This window comes from Streptomyces rectiverticillatus (assembly GCF_013394065.1).
Taxonomy (GTDB): Bacteria; Actinomycetota; Actinomycetes; order Streptomycetales; family Streptomycetaceae; genus Streptomyces; species Streptomyces rectiverticillatus.
On sequence record NZ_CP040752.1, the window covers coordinates 6,113,591 to 6,136,817 of the forward strand.

At 73.8% G+C, this 23,227-nt stretch carries 17 protein-coding genes; 6 read left to right on the plus strand and 11 right to left on the minus strand.

From position 1 onward, the window contains the following. Positions 1 to 54 precede the first annotated feature (54 nt). From redW to FGW37_RS26625, 6 genes are all read right to left on the minus strand, one after another. Positions 55 to 1,218, minus strand: coding sequence for an L-prolyl-[peptidyl-carrier protein] dehydrogenase (gene redW / locus FGW37_RS26600; RefSeq protein ID WP_179083357.1), 1,164 nt, complete (start codon positions 1,216 to 1,218; stop codon positions 55 to 57). Then, positions 1,215 to 4,073 carry a beta-ketoacyl [acyl carrier protein] synthase domain-containing protein gene (locus tag FGW37_RS26605; protein ID WP_179083358.1) on the minus strand — a complete coding sequence of 953 codons (2,859 nt, stop codon included), beginning with the start codon at positions 4,071 to 4,073 and terminating at the stop codon, positions 1,215 to 1,217. Before FGW37_RS26605 ends, redW begins: the two co-directional genes overlap by 4 nt. Positions 4,074 to 4,291: 218 nt before the next feature. Next, positions 4,292 to 5,077 (minus strand): AfsR/SARP family transcriptional regulator, encoded by a 786-nt coding sequence (locus FGW37_RS26610; protein ID WP_246430579.1) that lies wholly within the window; start codon positions 5,075 to 5,077, stop codon positions 4,292 to 4,294. Positions 5,078 to 5,385: 308 nt separating this feature from the next. Further along, complete coding sequence (locus tag FGW37_RS26615; protein ID WP_179083359.1) at positions 5,386 to 6,123, minus strand: response regulator; 738 nt, start codon at positions 6,121 to 6,123, stop codon at positions 5,386 to 5,388. Positions 6,124 to 6,291: 168 nt separating this feature from the next. Then, complete coding sequence (locus FGW37_RS26620) at positions 6,292 to 7,605, minus strand: sensor histidine kinase (protein WP_179083360.1); 1,314 nt, start codon at positions 7,603 to 7,605, stop codon at positions 6,292 to 6,294. 26 nt (positions 7,606 to 7,631) lie between these two features. Next, positions 7,632 to 9,740, minus strand: coding sequence for an MMPL family transporter (locus FGW37_RS26625; RefSeq protein ID WP_179083361.1), 2,109 nt, complete (start codon positions 9,738 to 9,740; stop codon positions 7,632 to 7,634). 359 nt (positions 9,741 to 10,099) lie between these two features. Here FGW37_RS26625 and FGW37_RS26630 point away from each other — a divergent pair, with 359 nt between their 5' ends. Both FGW37_RS26630 and FGW37_RS26635 read left to right on the plus strand, forming a co-directional pair. Continuing rightward, positions 10,100 to 11,008 carry a DMT family transporter gene (locus FGW37_RS26630; protein ID WP_179083362.1) on the plus strand — a complete coding sequence of 303 codons (909 nt, stop codon included), beginning with the start codon at positions 10,100 to 10,102 and terminating at the stop codon, positions 11,006 to 11,008. Positions 11,009 to 11,262: 254 nt separating this feature from the next. Then, the gene (locus FGW37_RS26635; RefSeq protein WP_179083363.1) at positions 11,263 to 11,793 is read left to right on the plus strand and encodes an inorganic diphosphatase; all 531 of its coding nucleotides are present in this window, start codon (positions 11,263 to 11,265) and stop codon (positions 11,791 to 11,793) included. Positions 11,794 to 11,813: 20 nt separating this feature from the next. Here FGW37_RS26635 and ssgD read toward each other — a convergent pair whose 3' ends face one another. Then, positions 11,814 to 12,227 carry a spore wall synthesis regulator SsgD gene (gene ssgD / locus FGW37_RS26640; RefSeq protein ID WP_179083364.1) on the minus strand — a complete coding sequence of 138 codons (414 nt, stop codon included), beginning with the start codon at positions 12,225 to 12,227 and terminating at the stop codon, positions 11,814 to 11,816. Positions 12,228 to 12,578: 351 nt separating this feature from the next. Then, a complete protein-coding gene (locus tag FGW37_RS26645; protein WP_179083365.1) occupies positions 12,579 to 13,769 on the minus strand; it encodes a sensor histidine kinase in 1,191 nt (396 codons plus the stop codon). Positions 13,770 to 13,950: 181 nt separating this feature from the next. Between FGW37_RS26645 and FGW37_RS26650 the strand changes: the two genes are divergently transcribed. Beyond that, positions 13,951 to 15,060, plus strand: a complete 1,110-nt coding sequence (locus FGW37_RS26650) for a WD40/YVTN/BNR-like repeat-containing protein (protein ID WP_179083366.1) — start codon at positions 13,951 to 13,953, stop codon at positions 15,058 to 15,060. Positions 15,061 to 15,087: 27 nt separating this feature from the next. On the opposite strand, the gene FGW37_RS26655 is transcribed toward FGW37_RS26650, so the two are convergent. Continuing rightward, the gene (locus tag FGW37_RS26655; RefSeq protein WP_179083367.1) at positions 15,088 to 15,387 is read right to left on the minus strand and encodes a YciI family protein; all 300 of its coding nucleotides are present in this window, start codon (positions 15,385 to 15,387) and stop codon (positions 15,088 to 15,090) included. 44 nt (positions 15,388 to 15,431) lie between these two features. Here FGW37_RS26655 and FGW37_RS26660 point away from each other — a divergent pair, with 44 nt between their 5' ends. Beyond that, positions 15,432 to 16,130, plus strand: coding sequence for an endonuclease V (locus FGW37_RS26660; RefSeq protein ID WP_179083368.1), 699 nt, complete (start codon positions 15,432 to 15,434; stop codon positions 16,128 to 16,130). 59 nt (positions 16,131 to 16,189) lie between these two features. Here FGW37_RS26660 and FGW37_RS26665 read toward each other — a convergent pair whose 3' ends face one another. Further along, positions 16,190 to 18,151, minus strand: coding sequence for a Xaa-Pro dipeptidyl-peptidase (locus tag FGW37_RS26665; RefSeq protein WP_246430580.1), 1,962 nt, complete (start codon positions 18,149 to 18,151; stop codon positions 16,190 to 16,192). A gap of 188 nt (positions 18,152 to 18,339) precedes the next feature. Here FGW37_RS26665 and FGW37_RS26670 point away from each other — a divergent pair, with 188 nt between their 5' ends. Together FGW37_RS26670 and FGW37_RS26675 are read left to right on the plus strand one after the other, a co-directional pair. After that, the gene (locus FGW37_RS26670) at positions 18,340 to 19,851 is read left to right on the plus strand and encodes a M1 family metallopeptidase (protein WP_179083369.1); all 1,512 of its coding nucleotides are present in this window, start codon (positions 18,340 to 18,342) and stop codon (positions 19,849 to 19,851) included. A gap of 144 nt (positions 19,852 to 19,995) precedes the next feature. Next, a complete protein-coding gene (locus FGW37_RS26675) occupies positions 19,996 to 20,730 on the plus strand; it encodes a MerR family transcriptional regulator (protein ID WP_179083370.1) in 735 nt (244 codons plus the stop codon). Positions 20,731 to 20,917: 187 nt separating this feature from the next. Here the strand turns inward: FGW37_RS26675 and FGW37_RS26680 are convergent, their stop codons facing one another. Next, positions 20,918 to 23,092 (minus strand): 3-hydroxyacyl-CoA dehydrogenase NAD-binding domain-containing protein, encoded by a 2,175-nt coding sequence (locus tag FGW37_RS26680; protein ID WP_179083371.1) that lies wholly within the window; start codon positions 23,090 to 23,092, stop codon positions 20,918 to 20,920. Positions 23,093 to 23,227 lie beyond the last annotated feature (135 nt).

Below are 23,227 nucleotides of genomic sequence, written 5' to 3' on the forward strand. Positions count from 1 at the left end.
TTCTCTTGCGGTTCATTACGGGAAGCCGGCTCGGTATCGGTGGCCGGTACATCATCAACGGCGCTTTCGGGAACGGCGTCCGCCCAGGCCCAGCGCCCGGGCCGCATTGTTCTTCTGGATCTCGTTCGTGCCGGAGAAGATGCGGGAGGGCAGAGCATCCCGCAGGAACGTCTCAGCCTCGCCGCCGAGGATCCCGAGGGCCCCGCGCAACTGCACGGCGTCCAGCCCGAGCTGCACCGCCGCCTCGCTCACCGCGACCTTGGCCAGGGCGGGAGCGACCTCGTCGTCGCTGCCCGCGGCCAGCCCGCACGCGGCCTTGTACAGCAGCAGCCTGGCCGACTCCAGGCGGATCGTCATGTCGACGAGGCGGTGGCTGACGGCCTGGAAGCCGCCGATGGCCGAGCCGAACTGCTCCCGCTCCCGGGCGTAGTCCACCGTCGACTCCAGCACGCGCTGCATCGCCCCGACGTAGGTGGCGAACAGGCAGGTGCGCTCCCACTTCATCGAGGACGAGAAGATGCTCGCCCCGGCACCCTCCTCGCCGAGCACGTTCGCCGCCGGCACCACGCAGTCCGCGAGGTGCACGTCGGCCATCGGCGAGCCCCGCAGGCCGACCTTGTCGTAGCGCGGGCCCACGGTCAGGCCGGGCGTGTCCGCCTCCACGACGAAGGTGGTGAGGCCGAAGAAGCCGCCGCCGGGCGACGTCGCCGCCTGCAGGACGAACACGTCGGCGACGGGGGAGTTGGTGGTGAAGCACTTGCTGCCGTTGATCACGTACGCGTCGCCCTTCCGCACGGCGCGCGTCTGCAGGTTCAGGGCGTCCGACCCGGCGTGCGGCTCGGTGATGGCGTGCGCCGCGATCGCCTCGCCCGAGGCGAGCGGCGGCAGCCAGCGCTGCTTCTGCTCCTCGGTGCCGAACTCGGTGACCGGCATGACGGCGGCGAACAGGTGCGCGGCGACGGAGAACGCGAAGCCCTGGTCGGCGCAGCCGTAGCCGAGGGCCTCCATCAGGGCCGCGGTGGTGACGGCGTCGAGGCCGCTGCCGCCGTACGCGGCGGGCACGCTCGCGCCCACGATGCCCTGCTTCCCCGCGAGCCGCCAGCGGCGCCGGAACTCCTGCGGGTCGTGCGCCGCCGTGCCGTCGCAGAGGTCGCGCCTGGCGAAGCGCACGACCATGTCGCGCATCTCCGCGGTCTCGGTGTCGAAGTCGAAGTTCATCGTGGCCCGTCCAGGTGTTCCTCGATCAGCACGTGATAGTTGATGCCGCCGGTGCCGAAGGAGCTCACGCCCGCCCGGCGCGGCCGGCCGGGGGCGGACTCCCAGGGCGCCGTCCCGGTGGAGACGCGCGCGGGGATGCGGTCCAGGTCGAGCTCCGGGTTGACGGTGGTCAGGCCCGCGTTGGCCGGCAGCACGCCGGTGCGCAGGGCGTAGAGCGCCCGCAGCAGCCCGGCGCCGCCGGCGGCCGCGAAGGTGTGGCCGAAGAACGACTTGGCGGAGCCGATCTCCAGCGGGCGCCGCCGGTGCGGGCTCGCGTACACCCGCGCCGCCGCGGCGATCTCGACCCGGTCGCCGACCCGGGTGCCGGTGCCGTGCGCCTCCAGGTAGCCGACGTCCGCCGGGTCGAAGCCCGCCTGTCCGAAGGCCTGGCGCATGGCCCGCACCTGGCCGTCCACGTCCGGTGCGATCAGGGACTTCGCGTCGTTGGACGCCCCGATCCCGCGCAGCAGCCCGTGGATCGCGTCCCCGTCGCGCCGCGCGTCCGCGTAGCGCTTGAGCAGGAAGAGCGCGCAGCCGTCCCCCGGGGTGAAGCCGTCGGCCGCGGTGTCGAAGGGGGTGATGCGCTCGTGCGAGAGCAGCCCCAGGGCCGAGCACAGCACCATGTCACGGGCGTTGCAGGGCAGTTCGACGCCGCCCGCCAGCGCGTAGTCCACGCTGCCGGAGCGCAGCCGGCCCACCGCCACGTCCAGCGCCGCGAGCGAGGACGCGCACGCCGCCTCGACCCCCAGCGGCACGGCGTCCAGGCCGTACTCGTTGGCGATCACCGCGGCGACGCCCCCGGCGAGGGAGCCGTCGAGGTCCTCCGGCCCGCCCGGGGCCGGGTCCGCGGCGTACCGCTCGCGGACCAGGTCGAGCAGGGTGGCCACCCCGGTCGCGTCCAGGTGCCCGAGCGCCGCGAGCTCGCCGACGGCCGCCTCGACCTCGCCCAGGGCCAGGCCGGCCGCCGTGCGCCGCTCCCGGGACAGGCTCAGGCTGGTGCCCATCGCGACCAGGCCCCGGCCGGCCGGCCGCGCGGCCGCCCGCCCGCGCCGGGCGAGGAGCTCGCCGGCCACGCACAGGGCCACCCGCTGCGCGGCGTCCATGACCGCGTAGCGGTGCGGGGGGATGCGCAGCCCCTCCGGGGGCGCCGTGGGCACTTCCACCGGGGAGCCCAGGTCGGTGTAGCTGTGGGTCAGGCTCAGTTTGCCCGGCCGGTGGTAGAGCTCCCGGTCGAGCAGGGACTCCGGCAGCGGCCCGATGCGGTCCTGCCCGCAGAGCATGGCGGCCCAGAAGGCGTCGGCGTCGGGAGCGTCGCCGAAGCGGCCCCCGAAGCCCACCACCGCGACGGGCTCCGGCGCGGCGGAGGCGCGCGCGGTGCGCGGCCGGGGCGGGCCGGGCGCGGCGCCGGCCGTCCCGTGCTCCTCCAGGACCAGGTGGCAGAGCGTGCCCGTCAGCGAGGCGCCGCTGACGGAGGCGCGGCGCGGTTCGCCGCCCGGTGCCGGGGCCCACTTCTGCGGCTCCGCCGGCGTGCGGAAGGGGGCGGCGGAGAGGTCCTGCGCCACCCCGGGCTCCTGCGCCACCCCGGGCTCCTGCGCCGCCCCGGGCGTTTGCGGAAGCCTGGCCGGGAGCCGCTGGTGGTACAGCGCCAGCGCCGCCTTGGTGACGCCGGCCAGACCTGCGTTGGCGAAAGTGTGCCCCAGCCGGTCGCGTACGCTGCCCACCACCACGGAGCCGGGCTCCGCGTCCGCGAACACCGCGGCCAGCGCGGCGAGTTCGGCGGCCGTCTCGCGCGGCTCGCCGGAGGCGCCGCACTCCACGTAGCCGACCGTGCCCGGGGAGACGCCGCACTCCCGGAGGGCGGCCCGGGCCGTCTCCGCGCGCCGCTCCACGGACGTGGAGTAGCGGAACACGCCCGGACGCCCCTGGTGGTGCACCGCGCACCCGCGGACCGTCGCGTAGATACGGTCCCCGTCGCGGACCGCGGACGACAGCCGTTTGAGCAGCAGCGCGCCCACGCCCTCGCCGAGCGCGAAGCCGTCGCCGTCCGCGGTGAAGCCGTCGCCGTCCGCGGCGAAGGGCCGGGTGCTCTGCGCGACGAGGCCCTTGGCCGCGAGCGCCGCCCGCAGGTACGGGCCCTCCTCGCGTTGGCCGGTCACCACCAGCACGGCCTCCGACAGCCCGCCGCGCAGGCTGTCGAGGGCGTGCGCGATCGCCAGGAACGACGTCGCGTCGGCCGACTCCAGGGCCAGGGTGCGGCCCCGGAGCTTGAACGCGCTCGCGATCCGGGCGGGGATGGTGCTCGCCATCTCCCCGACCCGGTCGTGCGGCGAGGCGCCCAGGCGCCGCACCAGGGCGGTGCGCAGCTCGTCGGCCGCCTCCGCGGCCGTACGGGCCGAGCCGCCGAACTCCGGTGCGGACACCGCCCGTTCCAGCTCCCGGGCGTACCGGCTGCCCTCGACGCGCAGCGCGTTGGCGTACTGCCGGTCCAGGCCGGAACACACCCCGGCCACCACGTCCGTGCGCTCGGCCTGCAGCGTCCGGTCACCGGCCTTGGCGTCCTCCAGGCACTCGCGGGCCGCCTCCAGCATCAGCAGCTGCATGCGCGTGAGCGCCCCGGCCTGCGCGGGCGGTATGCCGAACCGCGCGACGTCGACCTCGATGCCGGCGAGCGACGGCGCCGGGCCGGCGCCGGGCGGCGGCGGGGGCTCGGTCAGGGCCCTCCAGTACGCGTCGGCTCCCCGGATGCCGGGGTAGAGCGCCGCGATGCCGACGATCGCGACGGGTTCGTTCTGGTGTCCATCGAGCTCTGTGTGCATGTCCGGGTGGCTCCAGATGTCTCGGTCGGCATGTCTCAGTCGGCCGGAAGCGGCGGACGGACGAAGGGGGATCGGTGCCCGGCGACATCCCTCCGCCGCGGCTGGGGGCACCTCCCGGCGGTAGCCGGGGGAGTGACCACGACGGCGGATTCCTGCGGTGCCGGACCGTGCGGCGCCGTGCGGCACCGTGCGATGCGATCAAGCCCGCCCGCAGGGCGCTACGCGCTGGTCGCGACCGGCTCGCGCCGCCCGTTCCACAGCGCGCCCGGCTGTGCCAGCGCCGGATCCTGGGCGAGGATCTCGGCGTGGCGGCGCTGCAGCCCGGCGCCCGGCTGGATGCCCAGCTGCTCGTCCAGCCGCTTGCGGGTCAGGCGGAAGCGCTCCAGTGCCTCGCTCTGCCGCCCGGACCGGTACAGCGCCAGCATCAGCAGCTCGCAGAACCGCTCGTGCAGCGGGTGCTGCGCGACGAGCTGCTGCAGCTCGGCGATCACCTGGGTGTTGTGGCCGAGCACCAGACGGGCGCTCACCAGGTCCTCCCAGGCGGTCAGCCGGCGCTCCTCGAAGAGGGTCGCGGCGCTCGCGCACCGCAGTCCCTCCCCGGCGTCGAACAGGGCCGGGCCGCGCCACAGCCGCAGACCGGTTTCCAGCAGCCTCGCCGCCTGCTCGGGGTCGGTGGTCAGCGCGGCTCCGCCGCGGGAGGCGAGATCGAGAAATCTGTTGGCGTCGACGCACTCCGCGGGCACGTCCAGCAGATAGCCGTTCGGGACGGCGCGCAGGACGGTCGTACGGTGCATCGGAGTGTGTGCCTCGAGTACTTTGCGCACCCTGGTGGCCTGGGCCTGCAGGGCGTTGCGGGGATTGCCGAGGGTGGAACCGCACCACAGCTCGTCGACGAGCTCCATGTGCGACACCGCCCGACCCGCCCGGAGGGCGAGGGTGGCGAGCATGGAACGGACCTTGCTGGCCCGAATGTCGCTGCTCCTCTCCGCAACGCTGACGCGCACCGGACCGAGTATTTCAATTTGCACGAATTTCCCCCCACAGCGGTTTCCGCCGGAGATCAGAACAGGAGCTTGGACAGCCTTTACCCCCTTTCGGCGCCCAATCCTTGCAACGTGGAACAACCGGCGTCATCCATCCCCCGGCCCCTTTCCGCCCTCAACGGATGGCGGAGCCGGGCGGGCGCCTCGAACGTTCATTGAGCCGCGTGCGCGCCCGGCTCAACACGGCGTCAACACAACGGATGACGCGGGCCGCCCGCGCCGTTCCGCCCCGTGGCGTAGGGACGGCGTCCGTTCTCTTCAGGGGGGCTTCAGGAAGAGTACGCGCCGCCCCCGCCGCCACCGGCGGGCGGTACCCCCGGCACGGCGCCCGGCGTCACCAGCCCCGCCTCGTACGCGGCGATGACCAGCTGGACCCGGTCGCGGGCGCACAACTTGCCCATGATCCGGCTGACATGGGTCTTGGCGGTGAGCGGGCTGAGCCCGAGCACATCGCCCACCTCGGCGTTGTTCAGACCCCTGGCCACCAGGGTCAGCACCTGGCGCTCGCGGACCGAGAGCACCGCCAGGCCGTTGGTCACGAAGCCGGCCGGGATGTCCGCCCTCGGCGCCCGCAGCACCCGGGCGATCAGACGCGAGGTCGGCCCGGGCGACAGCAGCGCCTCCCCGGCGGCGATGGTCCGGATCGCCTCCAGCAGCGCCGCCGGTCGCGTGTCCTTCACCAGGAAGCCCGAGGCGCCGGCACGCAACGCGTCGATGACGTACTCGTCGGTGTCGTACGTCGTCAGGACGAGCACTTTCACGCCGGCCATGTCCTCGTCGGCCGCGATCCGCTGGGTCGCCTCGATGCCGTCCAGGTCCGGCATCCGGATGTCCATCACCACCAGGTCCGCGCGGGCGGTGCGGGCCAGCTCGACGGCCTGCCGGCCCGTGCCCGCCTCGCCCACGACCTCCATGTCGGGGGCGGTGTCCACCAGCATCGCGAACGCGGAGCGGACGAGCCGCTGGTCGTCGGCGAGCAGGACCCGGATCGGCTGCTGCGCGTTCATCGGCCGTCCCTCCCCCCGGGGGAGGGCGGTGCTGCCGGAGTCGGTGCTGATGTCATCGGAGTCATCCTTCGGGGTGGGGACCCGCACCGCGCCCCGCGGCGCGGGTCGTTCACTGATGCGGGCACTGCACGCACGGACGCACGCGCTCGCCGGCGTCTCACGGCGCGCTCACCGGAGGGCGGTCCCGTCAGCGGGGGCCGACGGCAGGACCGCGGTGACCGCGAACCCGGTGCCACCGGCGCGCGGCCCGGCCTGCAGCCCGCCGCCGACGCTGCGGGCCCGCTCGCGCATCCCGACGATGCCGTAACCGCCGGTGCCGTTCGGCTCGTTCCCCGGCACCGGGTCGCGCGCAGGAGCTCCCGAACCACCGTCGTCGAGCACGGTGACCCGCAGGGCGCCGTCCTCCTCGCCGCGCGCCACCGTCACCCAGACGCGGACCGAGGGCCCGCCGTGGCGGACCGCGTTGGTGAGCGCTTCCTGCACGATACGGTACGCAGCGGCCCCGACTGCCGGGGCGGGGAAGGCCGTTGCCGCGGGATCGGCCGTGGAATGCGCCGCGCTGCCGGGGCCCGCCCCGTTGCTCCCCGCCGTCCCGCCCTGCGGATCCGGCCCCATGTGCACCTGCAGGCTCACCCGCGCCCCGGCCGCCTCCGCCGCCCGCGCCAGGTCGGGCAGCCCGTCCAGGCCCGGCAGGGGCCCGTAGCCCGCGGAATCGTTCCCGCGGAGCACCTCCAGCGTCGCGCGCAGCTCCGCCCGGGCGTCCCGGCACGTGTCGGCGATCCCGTCCAGCGCCTTGGCGAGCGCCGCGCGGTCGAGCCGCTCGGGGTCGGCGACCAGGACGTGGGCCGCGACCGCCGTCTGCACCCCGATCAGGGTGATGCTGTGGGCCAGCAGGTCGTGGAGGTCGCGCGCGATGTGCACCCGCTCCTCCGCGACCCTGCGCGCCGCCTCGCGCTCGCGCATCGCTTCGGCGCGCTCCGCGCGCTCCATGATGGCCCCGACGTAATTGCGGTGCAGGCGCACCGCCTCGCCGATCAGGACGACGTCGGCGATCCAGCCGGCGCTCACCAGCGTCGGCACGATCTCGTGCCCCTTGCCGAACGCCAGCAGGACGGCCGTGGCCACGCCGAAGATGCCGCCGAGGGTGAGGAAGCTGCGCTTGGGCGGCCCGACGACGGCGAGCGTGCACAGGGCCACCAGGCCCGCCGGCAGCACCGCCGTGCGGGGGTAACCCAGCGCGTAGAACGGGCCGTTCATACAGGCGACGGCCAGCACCGTGAGCCACGGTGCCCGGCGCCGCGCCGTCAGGACGAGCGCGGCGCCGGTGAGGAGCGCCCATCCCGGGAGGTCCGGTGACCGCCGCGTGGTGACCACGAAGAGCACGCTCTGCACGGCGAGGACCGCCAGCGCGATTCCGAAGTCCTGCAGCAGGACACTGCGTCGTACGGCCGCGTGCCGCGGCAGCAGCAGACGCGCGATCATAGGGGCAACCGGTTCCCGGGACGGCATCACGCTTCCATCGAACCCCGGGAGAGCTTCCCGGGCCACCACATCCACCTCTTCAGCACCAGGCTTGCAGAGGTGACCAGATAGGTACGGACCAGGAAGGTGTCCAGCAGCACGCCGACCGCGATGATGAACCCCATCTCGACCAGCGCCACCAGCGGCAGCGTCGCCAGCACGGCGAAGGTCGCCGCCAGCACGATGCCCGCGGAAGTGATGACCCCGCCCGTGGTGCGCAGCGCGGTGAGCGCCGCCTCGGACGAGTCCGCGCCCTTCAGCCGCTCCTCACGGGCCCGGTGCATCAGGAAGATGCCGTAGTCGACGCCGAGCGCGATGAGGAAGACGAACGTCAGCAGCGGCAGACTCGGATCGAGGCCCTTGTAGCCGAGGGCCGGGCCGAAGACCAGGCCGCTGAGGCCCATCGCCGCGCCCCAGGAGGCGATCACGGCGAGGACGAGCACCAGGGGCGCCACGAGGCTGCGCAGCAGGGCGATCAGCACGATCAGGACCGCGACCAGCACCAGCGGGATCACCTTGACCCGGTCGTCGGCGTTGGTGGTCGCGAGGTCCATCTGCTGGGCGGTGGGCCCGCCGACGATCGCCTGCGCGCCCGGCACGTCGTGCACCGCACCGCGCAGCGCGGTGATGGTCTTCTTCTCGCCGTCCGACTCGGGCTTGGCCACGGAGAACACCTGCAGCTCGGTGCGGTCCCCGCCGCTGCGGCCCGGCTGCACCGTGGCGACGCCCTTCGTCGCCTTGATGCGCTTCTCCACCTCGCCCGCCTGCCCGGTACGCGTCACCACGGTGATCGGCAGGCTGCTGGAGTCGGGGAAGGCCTCGGCGACCGTGCGCATCGCGGCGACCGAGTCGGGCTTCTTGAGGAAGGCGTCCTCCTGCTTCAGCGTGCCCGGCAGCTTCACCGCGCCGACCGACAGGGCGGCCAGCGCCGCGACGCCGCACAGCAGCACCAGGCCCGGGCGGCGGCCCGCGGAGCTGCCCATCGCCGCGAACAGCGAACGCCGGTGCACGACCTCCGACCCGTAGGCCGGCACGATCGGCCAGAAGACGCGGCGGCCCAGCAGGACCAGCACCGCGGGCAGCAGTGTCAGCATGGCCGCCAGCGCGCAGAAGACGCCCACCGCGCCGACCGGCCCGAGGCCGCTGCTGCTGTTGAGGTCCGCCGCCATCAGGCACATCAGGCCCGCGACGACCGTTCCGGACGAGGCGAGCACGGCCGGCCCGCAGCCGCGGATCGCGGACAGCATCGCGTCGTATGGCTGCTCGGTGCGGCGCAGCTCCTCGCGGTAGCGGGCCACCAGCAGCAGCGCGTAGTCCGTGCCCGCGCCGAAGATGAGCACCGTCATCACCGACGTGCTCATCGTCGTCACCGTCAGATCGAAGGCCTTGATCAGCCCGTACACGCCCGCCATGGCCGCCGAGGCCGCCACGCCGACCACGCCCAGCGGCACCAGCCACAGGAAGGGGCTGCGGTAGATCAGGATGAGCAGGACGGCGACGACGCCCGCAGTGCCGATCAGCAGGGTGCCGTCGATGGACTGGAAGACCTCGTTCTGGTCGGAGGCGAGGGCCACCTGCCCCCCGAGTTCGGCCTTCAGGCCCTCGGGCTTGTCCTTCTTGACGATGTCCCGGATGCCGTCGACCGCCTTGCCCTGCGCGGCGGCGTCCGCCAGCCCGGACACCGACAGCGCCGTCATCGACGTGGCGCCGTCCTTGGAGACCACCGTGGGCGGCTCGCCCCCGCCCCGCAGCTCGTAACGCCCCGCGATCCGCTTGATCTGCTCCTGCGCGGCCTTGCGGTCGCCGTCGGAGAGACCGCCGTCGCGGTGGTACACGAGGATCGCGTCCGAGGTGTTGCCGCCCGGCAGCTTCTCCAGCAGGTGCTCGACCCTGGTGGACTCGGCGCTGGCCGGCAGGTAGTCCACCGGCCGGTCCCGCGCCGCGCCGCCGAGCTTCTCGGCGAAGGGCGCCGTGACCGCGAGCACCACGATCCACAGGGCGATCACCGCCCACGGAAGGGCGCGGCGCCTCGACCTCCCTTCGCGTGCCGGTCGCAGCCGGCCTTCCTTCCGCTGCGCTTCCGCCGCCGGAGCCATGTGTCCCGCCGCCTCCTCCGAGCCGAAATCCACTGACCCTCCCAGGATTCCGGCGCGAAGCGCCCGGCACGTCGGCCCGGAGAGCGAAGCGGAAGCTAATCCGCCGGGTGCAACAGGGGGGTTGGTACTCCCGCGGGAGTAACACCCGGCGGAGCAGCCGCACTACGCAGAGCGACGGCTGGTGGTGCCGGTGACGCGTACTACGTTCAGGGTCATCCCGTACTCCGCTGGTAGGACGGCCGGATCCGTCCCCTGGGACGACGACGCGAGCGGCGGCGCGAGGCATGGTGGAGACATGGAGGCATGGAGAGCATGAAGGACAGGGAGCGCTGCCGGTCCGGGCGACGGCGGAGAGCGATGTGAGCTCGCTCCTGCTTCCCGTGCTGCTCTGCCTGGTGTCGGCAGTGGCGTACGCGGCCGCGGCCGTCGTGCAGGAGCGCGTCGCGGCCACGACGCCGGGCGGGCCCTGCGGGCCGCTGCGCCGGCCCGGCTGGTGGGGCGCGGTCGCCCTGACCGCGCTCGGCGCGGGGCTGCACGTGGTGGCGCTCGCCTACGGACCGCTGAGCCTGGTGCAGCCCCTGGGGGCGCTCACGATCGTCTTCGCGCTGCCCATGGCGGCGGTGTCCGCCCGCAGACCCGTCGGCGCGGCGGGGTGGCGCGGCGCCCTGCTGGCCACCGCCGGGCTCGCCGGGCTCCTCAGCCTGACCGGCCCGCCGCACGCCGAGAGTCTCGACACCGCCCAGCGGCCCGGCCTCGCCGCCGTGGCGATCGCCGGGGCGGTGCTCCTCGCGCTCGGTGCGCGCTGGGCACGGCGCGCCGTCGTCCGCGGAGTGGTGCTGGCCGCGGCCGCGGGCGTCGCCTTCGGTATGGCCTCCGTCTTCACCAAGGCCGCCGCGCAGGACTGGACCTCGCACAAGACGGACTTCTTCGCCTTCACGGCGCTGGTCACCGCCGTCCTCGCCGCGGGCGGCATGCTCCTGTCCCAGGCCTCCTACCGCGGAGCGGGCCTGGCGGCGCCGCTGGCGACGGTGACCACCGTGAACCCCGTGGTCGCGGCTGCCGTAGGGACGGCGGTGCTGGGGGAAACGTTTCGATACGGCGTGACGGGCGGGCTCCTGGCCGCCCTGGCCGGCACGGTCGCCGTAGCCGGCGTGATCACCCTCAGCCGCCTCGCCCCGCCCCGCGCCGGCCTCCGCACCCCCGACGGCACCCGGACCGTCCCACGCGCCCGCGGAGGACTCACCCACGCGACGGCGAAGCAGGATTAGCCCGCCGGCCCGCCATGCGGTGGACGACGGGTGAGCTGACTGCAGCTGCAGTGGCGGGCGTTACGGGGGTGCGCCCCGAGATCCCTTCCGCCGCAAGGACGATCAGCCGCGACAGCGCGTCCCGGCGGTGCCGTGCCGAGCGTGGCGGGCCCGCCGTCGTCCGTGAGCGCCCTCCGCGAGGAGGTATGGCCCTGGCGCGGGAACCACGACACGATGGGCCCGTCCGTCCGGCCCACCCCCTCCGGAGGAACCCCGTGGACTTCGACGTCGTCGTGGAGATCCCGCAAGGCAGCCGAAACAAGTACGAGATGGACCACGAGCGCGGCCGTATCCGCCTGGACCGGCTGCTGTTCACCTCGACCCGCTACCCCGCCGACTACGGCTACATCGAGCGGACCCTGGGCGCCGACGGCGAACCACTCGACGCCCTCGTCCTCGCGGGCGAGCCGACGTTCCCGGGCATCGTCATCAGATGCCGCGCCATCGGGATGTTCCGCATGCGCGACGAGCAGGGCGAGGACGACAAGGTGCTGTGCGTCCCCTCGTCCGATCCGCGCCACGAGCACATGAGGGACCTGCGCCACCTGGCCGAGTTCGACCGGCTGGAGATCCAGCACTTCTTCGAGGTGTACAAGGAGCTCGAACCCGGCAAGTCCGTCGACGACGGCACCCGCTGGGCGGACCGCGCCGCCGCCGAAGCGGAGATCTCCGCCTCCTACGCCCGGGCCGCGGCGGCCCGCGCCCGGCACCCCCGTCCGCTTCCCGGATCCGGCCGAACCGGCTGAACCGCGTACCTCCCCTGAGTTCAGGCCTCCCGCAGCAGCGCCGCGAGGTCCCCGTCCACGTCCAGGTGGCCGCCCTCGCTGCCGGCCGGCACCAGCGCGTAGGAGCGTGCGAGGAAGCGCCGCAGCTCGGCCGTGCCGATCTGCACCATGGCCACGCCCTCGACGGCGTGGAACTCCAGCACCGTGCGGTCCGGCCCGCACGGCCACACGTGGACGTCGCCGCCCCCGGTGGGCGCGATCAGGCCGCAGGCGAGCGTCTCGCGGGCGAAGACCCATTCCACGTCCGCCCCGTCGAGGGAGGCCACGGGCGGGAAGGCGATGTGGACGGCGAAGGGGTCGGAGGGTACGTAGCGCAGCTGCGCGGGGACGGCGCGGTCCTGCGGGGCCGACGCAATGAGCCGTGCCTGGACAGCCTGGTCGATGACAGTGGACAACGCGTGCTCCCTCGCGATCGCTGTGATGTGGTGCGGGTCCTTGCGGTGGTACGGGGTGCTGGTGCGGTGGTGGTCGTACGGGTCCTGCGGGTCCTACGGGTCGTGCTGTTCCTGTCGGCGTCCGGACACCGGCCGGATCCGGGAGGGATCCGCCGACAGGAGAGACGCCGTCTGAAGAGACGGCGGTTCGATCGCTGCAGTGCACATGATTCAAGCGTGACCTGCATCACGATCCTTTGATTGGAAAGGACATAAGCCGTCTCAGCCATGAAATCGCTGCCCGTACGCCACTTTGTTCACTGCCGTATACGCCCGCCGCCGCCGTCCCGGCCCCCACCGCCGTCCCGTCTCCTACCGCTGCACCGGCAGCACCGCCAGCACCTCCCACCCCCCGCCCGGGACCGGCCCCGCCGTCAGGGACCCGCCGATCGCGTCCGCCCGCTCGGTGAGCCCCACCAGCCCCAGGCCCCCGGTGTCCTCGGGCGCGTGGGGCGCCGGCCGGCCCGCGGCGCCGTCGTCGCGCACGGAGACGAACAGGCGCCGCTCCTCCTCACGCAGCGTCACGCGCACGGCCGACGCCCCGGGGCTGTGCTTGGCCACGTTCGCCAGCCCCTCGGCGACGATCCGGTGGACGGAGGCGGCCAGCTCCGGGGCCGTCGCGGAGCCGAAGCGGGGGTCGACGTGCAGCTCGACCCGCGCGGCGCCCGGCCCCGTCCGGCGGAATTCGTCGACGAGCGCGCTCACCCCGTCCAGCCCGGGCAGCGGCGCGCGGTGGGCCTGGTCCTGCTGCAGGACGCGCAGCAGCCGCCGGGACGAGGTCAGCGCCTCGTCGCCGGCCGCCTGGATGTCCCGCAGCGAGGCGGCGACCTGCTCGTCCTTGGCGACGGTGCCGGTGGCCTTGGCCAGCAGCGTCATCGCGGCGACGTGGTGGGAGACGAAGTCGTGCAGCTCGCCCGCCAGCTCCAGGCGCTCGGCGTCGCGCGCGGCGGCCACGGCCCGGGCGCGCTCGCCGTCCCGGTAGCGCAGGCACAGGCCCGCCGAGGTGACACCGGCCACGACCAGGGCGTAGACGACGACGGCCGCCCCGGGAGCGTCCGTATCGCGCACGGGCGCCACCAGCACCCCGGCGGCCAGCGCGACACCCGTCGGCACGGCGGCCCGCACCGGCGCCCGCCACGCGACGAGGGCGAGCAGCACCAGCAGGGCCGCGCTCTCGGTCAGCCCCCAGACGGGCAGGTGCTCGCCTGCGGCCATCAGGTACCCGGTCGCCGACCACGACACCGCGATCGCCGCCGCGGCGCGCGCGGCGAGCGGGGCCCGCGGCAGCAGGCACAGGGCGACCAGCAGCCCGGCGGCCCACACCACGAGGTGGGCGTGGTGGCCGCCGGTCTGCCCGGGGTAGGCGGCGCCCCGGGACAGCAGGTGGCCCTCCAGCAGCCACAGGCCGCACAGGCCGGCCTGCAGCCGGCCCCGGTGGCGCCCGGCCCGGGACGGGGCGTCGGCGGTCCCGGCGGGGGAGAACGGCAGGGATGTGGGCGTCATGCGCTCACGCTAGGCGGGGCGCGGAGGCCGGGGATCGCCCGTAAAGCCACACCCGCCTGGCCAAAAGGATGAACGTTGGACGGCTTGCGCGGCAGCGGACGGGGAGGGGACAGGCCGCGGGCAGGGGTGGGAGCGGCGGTTCCGTGGACGGCTTGCCCGGTGTCGGCTAGCTTCCCCGGTCATGAGACGGACGGGGAAGACGTTACGCAGACTGTGCGGACTGACGGGGGCGCTCGCCTGCGCCGTGCTCGCGCCGGTCGCCACCGCCGCGCCGGTCGCCACCGCTGCACCGGCCCACGCCGGGAGCGGGGGCGCGGGCCCGGCGTGGGAGAGCAGGGACGCCGGTGCCGACGCCCGCTTCCGGGGGCTCGCGGCCGTCAGCCGCTCCACGGCGTGGGCCGCCGGCACGAAGGGGACGGTCCTGCTCACCCGCGACGGCGGGCGCAGCTGGCGGAACGTCTCGCCGCCCGGCGCGGGCGCGCTCGAATTCCGCGACGTGGAGGCGTTCGACGGCCGCCGCGCCGTCGTGCTGGCCATCGGCGAGGGCGAGGCGTCCAGAGTCTTCCGCACGGACGACGGCGGCAGCACCTGGACGGAGACCTTCCGCAACACCGATCCGAAGGCGTTCTACGACTGCCTGACCTTCTTCGACCCGCGCCACGGCATCGCCCTCGGCGACCCCGTGGACGGCCGGTTCCGCATCCTCGCCACCGGCGACGGCGGCCGCAGCTGGCGCGTCCTGCCCGCCCGCGGCATGCCGGCCGCCCTCCCCGGCGAGGCCGCGTTCGCGGCGAGCGGCCAGTGCGTGGTGAGCTCGGGCAGGCACGACGCCTGGATCGCCACCGGCGGCGCCGCGTCCTCCCGCGTCCTGCACTCCGCCGACCGCGGCCGCACCTGGACCGTCGCCGGTACGCCCGTACCCGCGGGCGACCCCGCGCGCGGCGTCTTCGGCCTCGCCTTCCGCGACCGGACGCACGGCCTCGCCGTCGGCGGCGACTACCGCACCGGGCAGCCCTCGGAGCGCGCCGCGGCCGTCAGCGGCGACGGCGGCAGGACCTGGACGGCCGCCTCCCGCCCGCCCGGCTCCTACCGCTCCGGCGTCGCCTGGCTGCCGCACAGCCGCACCACGGCGCTCGCGGTCGGCCCGGCGGGCAGCGACCTCACCACGGACGGCGGCCGCACCTGGCGCGCCTTCGGCACCGGCTCGTACGACACGGTGGACTGCGCGCCGGACGGCGGCTGCTGGGCGGCGGGGGAGAAGGGGCGCCTCGCCCGGCTCAGCGGCCGGTAGGCGCGCCCGGGGCGGCGGGAGCCGCGGTCAGGACGGCAGTTCCTGCCGGTAGGACTCCATGGCGGGGGCCGTCTTCGTCGGGATGAACTCGGTGATGGAGTACTCGCACACCCCCGCCACGCTGAACGGGTCGCTCCGCGTGATCTCCTCGATCTTCGCCCGGTCCTCCCCGACGGCGAGGATGACACCGCCGTCCCGGGGCACTTTCCGGCCGGAGGCGATGAAGACGCCGGACGCGTAGTGCGCGTCCAGCCAGGCGACGTGCTCGGCGAGGGCGGCGTCGATGCGCTCGATCGGCGCGATGTAGGTCAGCTCCAGTACGAACATGATCGCCAGGCTACGCGCCGGGTAGCGTGACCCGCACTATGAGCATGGCAGAGGTAACCGACGTACCGCCCGGGTGGCCCACGACCGAGGCGGAAGCGACCGCCCTCCAGGACGAGTTGCGGGGCCGCACCGTCCTGGACGAACCGGGGCCCCCGCCCGGCGAGCCGCTCGTGGCCGTCGGCGTCGACGTGGCCTACGACGACGAGCGGGACGTCGTCGTGGCCGCCGCCGTCGCCCTGGACACCGCCACGCTGAGCGTGGTGGAGGAGGCGACGGCGGTCGGCCGGGTCGCCTTCCCGTACGTGCCCGGGCTGCTCGCCTTCCGCGAGATCCCCACCGTGCTCGCCGCCCTGGAACGGCTCGGCGTCACCCCCGGCCTGGTCGTCTGCGACGGCTACGGCCTCGCCCACCCGCGCCGCTTCGGCCTCGCCAGCCATCTGGGCGTCGTGACCGGCCTGCCGACGATCGGTGTCGCCAAGAACCCCTTCACCTTCCGCTACGACGCCCCCGGGCCGCACCGCGGCGACACCTCGCCCCTCCTCGACGGCGACGAGGAAGTGGGCCGCGCCCTGCGCACCCAGTCCGGCGTCAAACCGGTCTTCGTCTCGGTCGGCCACCGCATCAGCCTCGACAACGCCACCGCCCACACCCTCGCCCTGGCCCCCGCCTTCCGCCTCCCGGAAACGACGAGAGCGGCGGACGGCCTGTGCCGGCGGGCATTGAAGGGGCTGGTGGCGGGGTGAGGGGGTGACGGGGTATCAGCGCCGGCCGGGGCTGTAGAGGCCCGGCACTCGAGCGCTCGCTACGGCACGTGCACCAGCGGCGGAACGTTCAGCCCGCGCGGTTCCGCGGGCTTTGCGTGCGTGCCGCCTGCGGTGGCGCGGGCGAACGCCGCGTAGCCGCCGACCAGGGGGAGGGCCGCGGAGGTGCGGCGCAGGTCCACCGTCACGTGCGGGGTGGTGGAGGCGGGCTCGATGAGGCCGGCGTCGGTGCCGGCGACGATCAGGGCCAGGCGGTGGCCCGCCGGGACGACGTGGTCGGTGGCGGCGAGGCCGAGGGTGAGGGTGTACGGCTTGCCGGGGGTCAGGGGGCCGCCCTTGCCGGAGCCGTCCCAGTGGCCGAGGTCGGCCCAGCCGCGGCTGAAGACCGTGTGGCCGACCCGGGCCTTCGTCGCCTCGGTGCGCTTGTAGCAGGCGCTGTCGCCGGCGTTGCCGCTGCCCCAGCAGGTGCGGTCGTCGAGCGTGCGGATGCCTTCGCCGCGGGCGGCGTAGTCGCGGATCTCGGCGGGGCCGAGGTCGACGAGGACGGCGGACAGGTGGGCCGAGGCCGTGGACGGAGTGACCGTCAGGCGCACGGCCGAAGAGCCGGAGAGGCGCAGGTCGCGGCTGAGGGGCGGGGTGATGAAGCCGGCCTTTCCGGGCGTGGCGCGGTCGATGCTCGCTGACCAGTCGCTCTCGTTGAGCCCGGGGTCGTCGGTGAACTCGGCGGTGGCGCCCTGGGGCGCGGGCTTCAGGCCGAGCGTGCCGACGCCCGCGACGGGGCCGGTGGCGGGGCGCAGGGTGGTCGTGCGGGTGTCGCGCGGGGGCCAGACGCGGTCGGTGGACCACTGGTCGGGGGCGCGCTCGACGTCGGCCATGGGCTCGCGCTCGACGCCGTTGTCGTAGCCGAGGAGGTAGTGGTCGAACCAGCGGTGCAGGGCGGTCACCCACGCCTCGCGGCGGAAGTCGAAGGGGTCGACGTGGCCGGCCTGGGAGAGCCAGACCTTGCGCTCGACGCCGTTCTCCGCGAGGGCGTCCCACCACTGGCCGAAGTGCTTGGTCCGTACATTGAGGTCCTGCAGGCCGTGGACGGCGAAGACGCTGGCGCGCACGTTCCCGGCGTCCTTGACGTAGTCGCGGGCCTCCCACAGGGCCGTCCGGTCGCCGTTGCGCGGGGCGCCCTCGACGAGCTCGCGCTGTACGGCCTGGCAGCGGCCGCGGGCCTCGGGGCTCTCGATGCGGTCGGCGAGGCCGTCGGGGCCGCCGTCGTAGAGGGCCGCGCCCTGGGCGAAGTAGTAGTCGTACCAGGAGCTGATGGCACCGATGGGGACGATGGTCTTCAGGCCTTCGACGCCGGTCGCGGCGACGGCGTTGGCGACGGTCCCGTCGTAGCTCTTGCCGATCATGCCGACGGCCCCGGTGGTCCAGCCGGCCGTGACGGAATCGCTCCCTCCGCGGGTGGTGTAGCCGCGGGCCCGGCCGTTCAGCCAGTCGACGACGGCCTTGGCCGACTGCACGTCGGACCGGCCGCCGATGTCGACGCACCCGTCGGAGCGGTTGGTGCCGGCGAGGTCGACGAGCACGACGGCGTAGCCGCGCGGTACGAAGTAGTTGTCGTAGTACAGCGGGAACCCGACCGGCTTTCCCTGCGCGTCGTAGGTCTTCTTCTGGCTCTCGTTGCCGCGGCCGCAGCACGAGTAGTACGGGCTCGCGTCCATGATGACGGGGACCCGCCTGCCCTGTTCGGCGGCCTCCCGGGGCCGGATGACGTCGGCGGCCACCCGGTCGGACCTGCCGTCCCCGTCGGCGTCCACCCGGGTGTCGACCCAGACGGATTCGCGTACGGCGCGGTCGTACGAATAGACCGGCGTGCTCTCCTTGCCGCGCGGCGGGGCGGCGGCCTGCGCGGTGCCGGGCGGTGACACGAGCACCGCCACCAGGGCGGCAACTGCCGCCAGTATGAGTGAGGTCCAGGGAGTGCGGGAGTCCCGCGGGCGTCTGATCACGGGCGGACGGTAGCGCCGACGGGGCCCGGAACAGAAGGGGTTACGGCAGCTTCAGGAGTTGACGGCCGCCCCGCAGCATGACGCGCACATGTCGATCACATGTCGGAAGGCCCCATGGACATACCCCCCTCCTCGGTGAGTACATAGGCTTCCGAGTGATCGTTCTCCTCTACGAGTTGGAGTGACTCGTGCGTCGTCACAGACTCATCGTTCCGAGCACGGCCGCTGCCGCCTTCCTGCTGCTCGCGGTCCCGGCGTCGGCGGCGGACGCCACGCCCGGCGCCCCGGGCGCCGGAGACTCGTACTACCCGGAAGACGGCAACGGCGGGTACGACGTCTCCCACTACGACCTGCGGCTGAAGTACCAGCCGAAGACGGACCGGCTGGAGGGCACGGCGACCCTGCTCGCCACCCCCACCCAGGCCCTGTCCCGCTTCAACCTCGACTTCACGCTCGACGTGAGCGAGGTCCTGGTGGGCGGCAGGAAGGCCGCGTACAAGCAGTCGGGCGCCCACGAGCTGGAGATCACCCCGGCCGGCCCGCTGGAGCAGGGCAAGCCCGTCAGCGTCGTCGTGCGCTACAGCGGCACCCCCTCCACCGTGAAGATCGACGGCTACACCGCCTGGAAGCGCACCCCGGACGGCGCGGTCGTGGCACAGGAGCCGCAGTCGGCGGCCTGGTGGTTCCCGAGCAACGACCACCCCACCGACAAGGCCACCTACGACGTGTCCGTCTCCGTACCGGACGACGTCCAGGCCATCAGCAACGGCGTGCTCGCCTCCCAGTCCTCCAAGCTCGGCTGGACGCGCTACAACTGGCGCTCCACCAAGCCCCAGGCGAGCTACCTGACGACCCTGGCCGTCGGCAAGTTCGACATCACCACCGGTACGACGGAGAGCGGCCTGCCCGTCGTCAACGCCTACAGCAAGGACCTGGGCGAGAACCTCCCCTCGGCCAAGGCCAGCATCGAGCGCACCGCCGAGATCACCGACTGGGCGAGCACGGTCTTCGGCCCGTACCCCTTCAACGCCGTCGGCGGGTACGTGCCGAACGTCAAGTCGTCCTACGCGCTGGAGACCCAGACCCGGCCGTTCTACAGCCCGGCGTCCTTCACGAGCGGCGCCAACCAGTCGATCGTCGTGCACGAGCTCGCGCACCAGTGGTTCGGTGACAGCGTCTCCGTCAAGGACTGGCGCGACATCTGGGTGAACGAGGGCTTCGCCACCTACGCCCAGTGGCTGTGGTCGGAGAAGGAGGGCGAGGGCACCGCCCAGGAGCTCGCCGAGTACGTCTACAACGGCATCCCGGCCGACAACGACTTCTGGAAGGTCAAGCCGGGCGACCCGGGCGCGAACCGGCAGTTCGACCGCGCCGTCTACAACCGCGGCGCCGTCGCCCTGCAGGCGCTGCGCAACACCGTCGGCGACAAGACGTTCTTCGCCATCCTCAAGCAGTGGCCGACGGAGAACCGCTACGGCAACGCCTCCGTGCAGGACTTCGTGAAGTTCGCCGAGAAGGCCTCCGGCAAGAAGCTCGCCCCGCTCTTCGACACCTGGCTGTTCCAGCCGTCGAAGCCGAGCACGCTGCCGGCTCCGGCCGGCACCGGATCCGCCAAGGCCACGAAGTCGCTGAAGGCCGGCGTCACGGCGCCCAAGTCCTGGAAGAAGATCCAGGACGCGGAGCGCGCCCACCGGCACTGACCGGTCCTGTGCACGGGCCCGCCGTACCGCCGCCGCCCCGCGCGTGCATGCGGTACGGCGGGCCGCCGCCGGTTTCACAGCACCGGTGGCACAGCAATACTGTTCGACACCGACAGGTGCGGAACAGAGAGCGAGGTGCCGCCCATGGCCGCGGAGACGGAGACCGGGGAAGCGACCCTGACGGTGGACGAGTTGGCTGCCCGGGCCGGAGTGACCGTCCGCACCGTGCGCTTCTACAGCACCCGGGGGCTGCTGCCCCCGCCCGAGATCGGCCCGCGCCGGGTCGGGCGCTACGGGCCCGGCCACCTCTCCCGGCTCGCCCTGATCGAAGAACTGCAGCACCAGGGGCTCACGCTCGCCGCCATCGAGCGTTACCTGAACCGGCTCCCCGAAGGCCTCAGCCCCCAGGACCTCGCCATCCATCGTGCCCTCGTGGCCTCCTGGACGCCCGACGGGGCCGAGGAGACCACCCGGGAGGAGCTGGAGAGGCGGGCGGGCCGGGCCCTCACCGAGGAGGACATCGACCGGCTCGCCGCGATGAACGCCCTCCAGCGGGGCGAGTCCCTCCAGCGGGGCGAGGCCGCCGGCTCCTACCTCGTCGACCCGGCCCTGCTGCACCTGGGCGTCCGGCTGCTGGACGTCCCCATCGCTCCGGAGACCGTCCTGGCCGCCCGCACCGTCCTGCTGGAGCACGCCCGCGCCACTGCCCGGGAGCTGACGCGCCTGTTCCGCGACGAGGTGGAGACGCCGGACGTCGCGGCGATGAAGTCGCTGTCGGCCCACATGCAGCCGCTCGTGGTCCAGGCGCTGGTCACCGCGTTCCAGCGCTCGCTGAACCACGAACTGCGGGCGGCTTACGAGGACGCCGCCCGCGACTGACCGACGCACCACCGGGCACAGGGCCGCGGGGCCGCGGGGCCGCCTGCGAGCGGTGCCGCGCCAGTCGCGCAGTTCGGCACCGCCGGGTACCTGGGTTGCGGCCACTCGCCGTTGCGGCGGCAACAAGAGGCTCGCCCCGGTGACCGGCCCGCGTGGCGGATGCCGGCGGTGCCGCACCGGACCGCGGCTAGAAGCGGCCCCCGGTCTCCGCCTTCTCCACCAGCAGGGCCGACGGCTCGAACCGCTCGCCGTACGTCGCCGCGAGTTCCCGGGCCCGGGTCACGAAGCCCGGCAGGCCGCCCTCGTAGCCGTTGATGTACTGCAGCGCGCCGCCCGTCCAGCCGGGGAAGCCGATGCCGAGGATCGAGCCGATGTTGGCGTCCGCGACGGAGGCCAGGACGCCTTCCTCCAGGCAGCGGACGGTGTCCAGCGCCTCGGAGAACAGCATGCGCTCCTTCATGTCCGCGAACGGGATCTCCACGTCCTTCTTCGTGAAGTGCTCGCGCAGCCCCGGCCACAGCCCGGCGCGCTTGCCGTCCGCGTACTCGTAGAAGCCTGCGCCGCCGCTGCGCCCCGGGCGGCCGAACTCCTCGACCATGCGGTCGATGACCGCGTCCGCGGGGTGCGGCGTCCAGGTCTCGCCGGCCGCCTCGGCCGCCCGCCGGGTCTCCTCGCGGATCTTCCGGGGCAGGGTGAGGGTCAGCTCGTCCATCAGGGAGAGCACCTTGGCGGGGTAGCCGGCCTGCGCGGCGGCCTGCTCGACCGAGGCCGGGTCGGCGCCCTCGCCGATCATCGCCACGCCCTCGTTGATGAAGCGGCCGATGACGCGCGAGGTGAAGAAGCCGCGCGAGTCGTTGACCACGATGGGCGTCTTGCGGATCTGCCGGACCAGGTCGAAGGCGCGGGCCAGCGCCTCGTCACCGGTGCGCTCCCCCTTGATGATCTCCACGAGCGGCATCTTGTCGACGGGCGAGAAGAAGTGCAGGCCGACGAAGTCCACGGGCCGCTCGACGCCCTCGGCGAGGAGGGTGATGGGCAGGGTGGAGGTGTTGGAGCACAGCAGCGCGTCGGGCGCGACGACGTGCTGGATCTCCTGGAAGACCTTGTGCTTGAGGGCCGGGTCCTCGAAGACCGCCTCGATGACGGCGTCACAGCCCGCGAGGTCGGCCACGTCGGCGGTCGGGGTGATCCGGGCGAGCAGCTCGTCCCGCTTGGCCTCGGTCGTGCGGCCCCGGGCGAGGGCCTTGGCCAGCAGGCCCTCGGAGTAGGCCTTGCCCTTGCGGGCCGCTTCGTCGGAGACGTCCTTCAGGACGACCTCGATGCCGGCCTTGGCGCAGGCGTAGGCGATGCCCGCGCCCATCATGCCGGCGCCGAGGACGGCGACCTTGCGCACCTGGCGGGGGGAGACGTCACGCGGGCGGCTGACGCCGGAGTTGACGGCCTGGAGGTCGAAGAAGAACGCCTGGATCATGTTCTTCGCGGTCCGGCCGGTGACCAGCTCGGTGAAGTAGCGGGCCTCGATGAGCTGCGCGGTCTCGAAGTCCACCTGGGAGCCCTCGACCGCGGCCGCCAGGATGTTGCGCGGGGCCGGGTAGGGGGCGCCGCCGAGCTGCTTCTTGAGGTTGGCGGGGAAGGCCGGGAGGTTCGCGGCGAAGCGCGGGCTGGCCGGGGTGCCGCCGGGGATCTTGTAGCCCTTGACGTCCCAGGGCTGCTGCGACTCGGGGTGCGCGTCGATGAACGCCCGGGCCTTGGCGAGGAGTTCGTCGCGGTCGGCCGCCAGCTCGTGGACGAGCCCGGCCTCCAGGGCGCGGCGCGGGTCGTACTGCGTGCCCTGCAGCAGCACCTTCAGCAGCGCGTCGGTGATGCCGAGGAGCCGTACGGTACGGGTGACGCCGCCGCCTCCGGGCAGCAGGCCGAGGGTGACCTCGGGGAGGCCGATCTTCGAGCCGGGGGCGTCGAGGGCGATGCGGTGGTGGCAGGCGAGCGCGATCTCGTAGCCGCCGCCGAGGGCCGCGCCGTTGACGGCGGCCACGACGGGCACGCCGAGGGTCTCGATCCGGCGCAGGTCGCGCTTGACCGTCATGCTCGCCTCGAGGACGCTCCCGGCGTCGGCGGGGGTCGCGGCGATCAGCTCGCGCAGGTCGCCGCCGGCGAAGAAGGTCTTCTTCGCGGAGGTGAAGACGACGCCGCGCACCGACGCCGGTTCCGCCTGGCGCTCCGCCTCCAGGCGGTCGGCGACCGCCGTGAGGGACGCCTTGAAGGCGTTGTTCATGGTGTTGGCGGACTGGTCGGGGTCGTCCAGGACGAGGGTGACGATGCCGTCGTCGCTCCGCTCCCAGCGGATGGTGTTGCGCTCGCTCATGTCGGTGCTCTCCATTGGGGGTGTGTCCTCGGTCGCCGGACAGGGGGAAGGGGGCGGGGCGGGCCGGCCCGGGGCCCGGGCGGGGAACCACGACGGCGGCGGACCGGCGGTGCCGCTCCGCCCCGCAGCCACGGG

Coding starts and splice junctions, on each gene's coding strand:
- redW (WP_179083357.1), bottom strand. CDS start 1,218: ATGAACTTCGACTTCGACACCGAGACCGCGGAGATGCGCGACATGGTC.
- FGW37_RS26605 (WP_179083358.1), bottom strand. CDS start 4,073: ATGCACACAGAGCTCGATGGACACCAGAACGAACCCGTCGCGATCGTC.
- FGW37_RS26615 (WP_179083359.1), bottom strand. CDS start 6,123: ATGAACGCGCAGCAGCCGATCCGGGTCCTGCTCGCCGACGACCAGCGG.
- FGW37_RS26620 (WP_179083360.1), bottom strand. CDS start 7,605: ATGATCGCGCGTCTGCTGCTGCCGCGGCACGCGGCCGTACGACGCAGT.
- FGW37_RS26625 (WP_179083361.1), bottom strand. CDS start 9,740: ATGGCTCCGGCGGCGGAAGCGCAGCGGAAGGAAGGCCGGCTGCGACCG.
- FGW37_RS26645 (WP_179083365.1), bottom strand. CDS start 13,769: ATGACGCCCACATCCCTGCCGTTCTCCCCCGCCGGGACCGCCGACGCC.
- FGW37_RS26650 (WP_179083366.1), top strand. CDS start 13,951: ATGAGACGGACGGGGAAGACGTTACGCAGACTGTGCGGACTGACGGGG.
- FGW37_RS26655 (WP_179083367.1), bottom strand. CDS start 15,387: ATGTTCGTACTGGAGCTGACCTACATCGCGCCGATCGAGCGCATCGAC.
- FGW37_RS26660 (WP_179083368.1), top strand. CDS start 15,432: ATGGCAGAGGTAACCGACGTACCGCCCGGGTGGCCCACGACCGAGGCG.
- FGW37_RS26675 (WP_179083370.1), top strand. CDS start 19,996: ATGGCCGCGGAGACGGAGACCGGGGAAGCGACCCTGACGGTGGACGAG.
- FGW37_RS26680 (WP_179083371.1), bottom strand. CDS start 23,092: ATGAGCGAGCGCAACACCATCCGCTGGGAGCGGAGCGACGACGGCATC.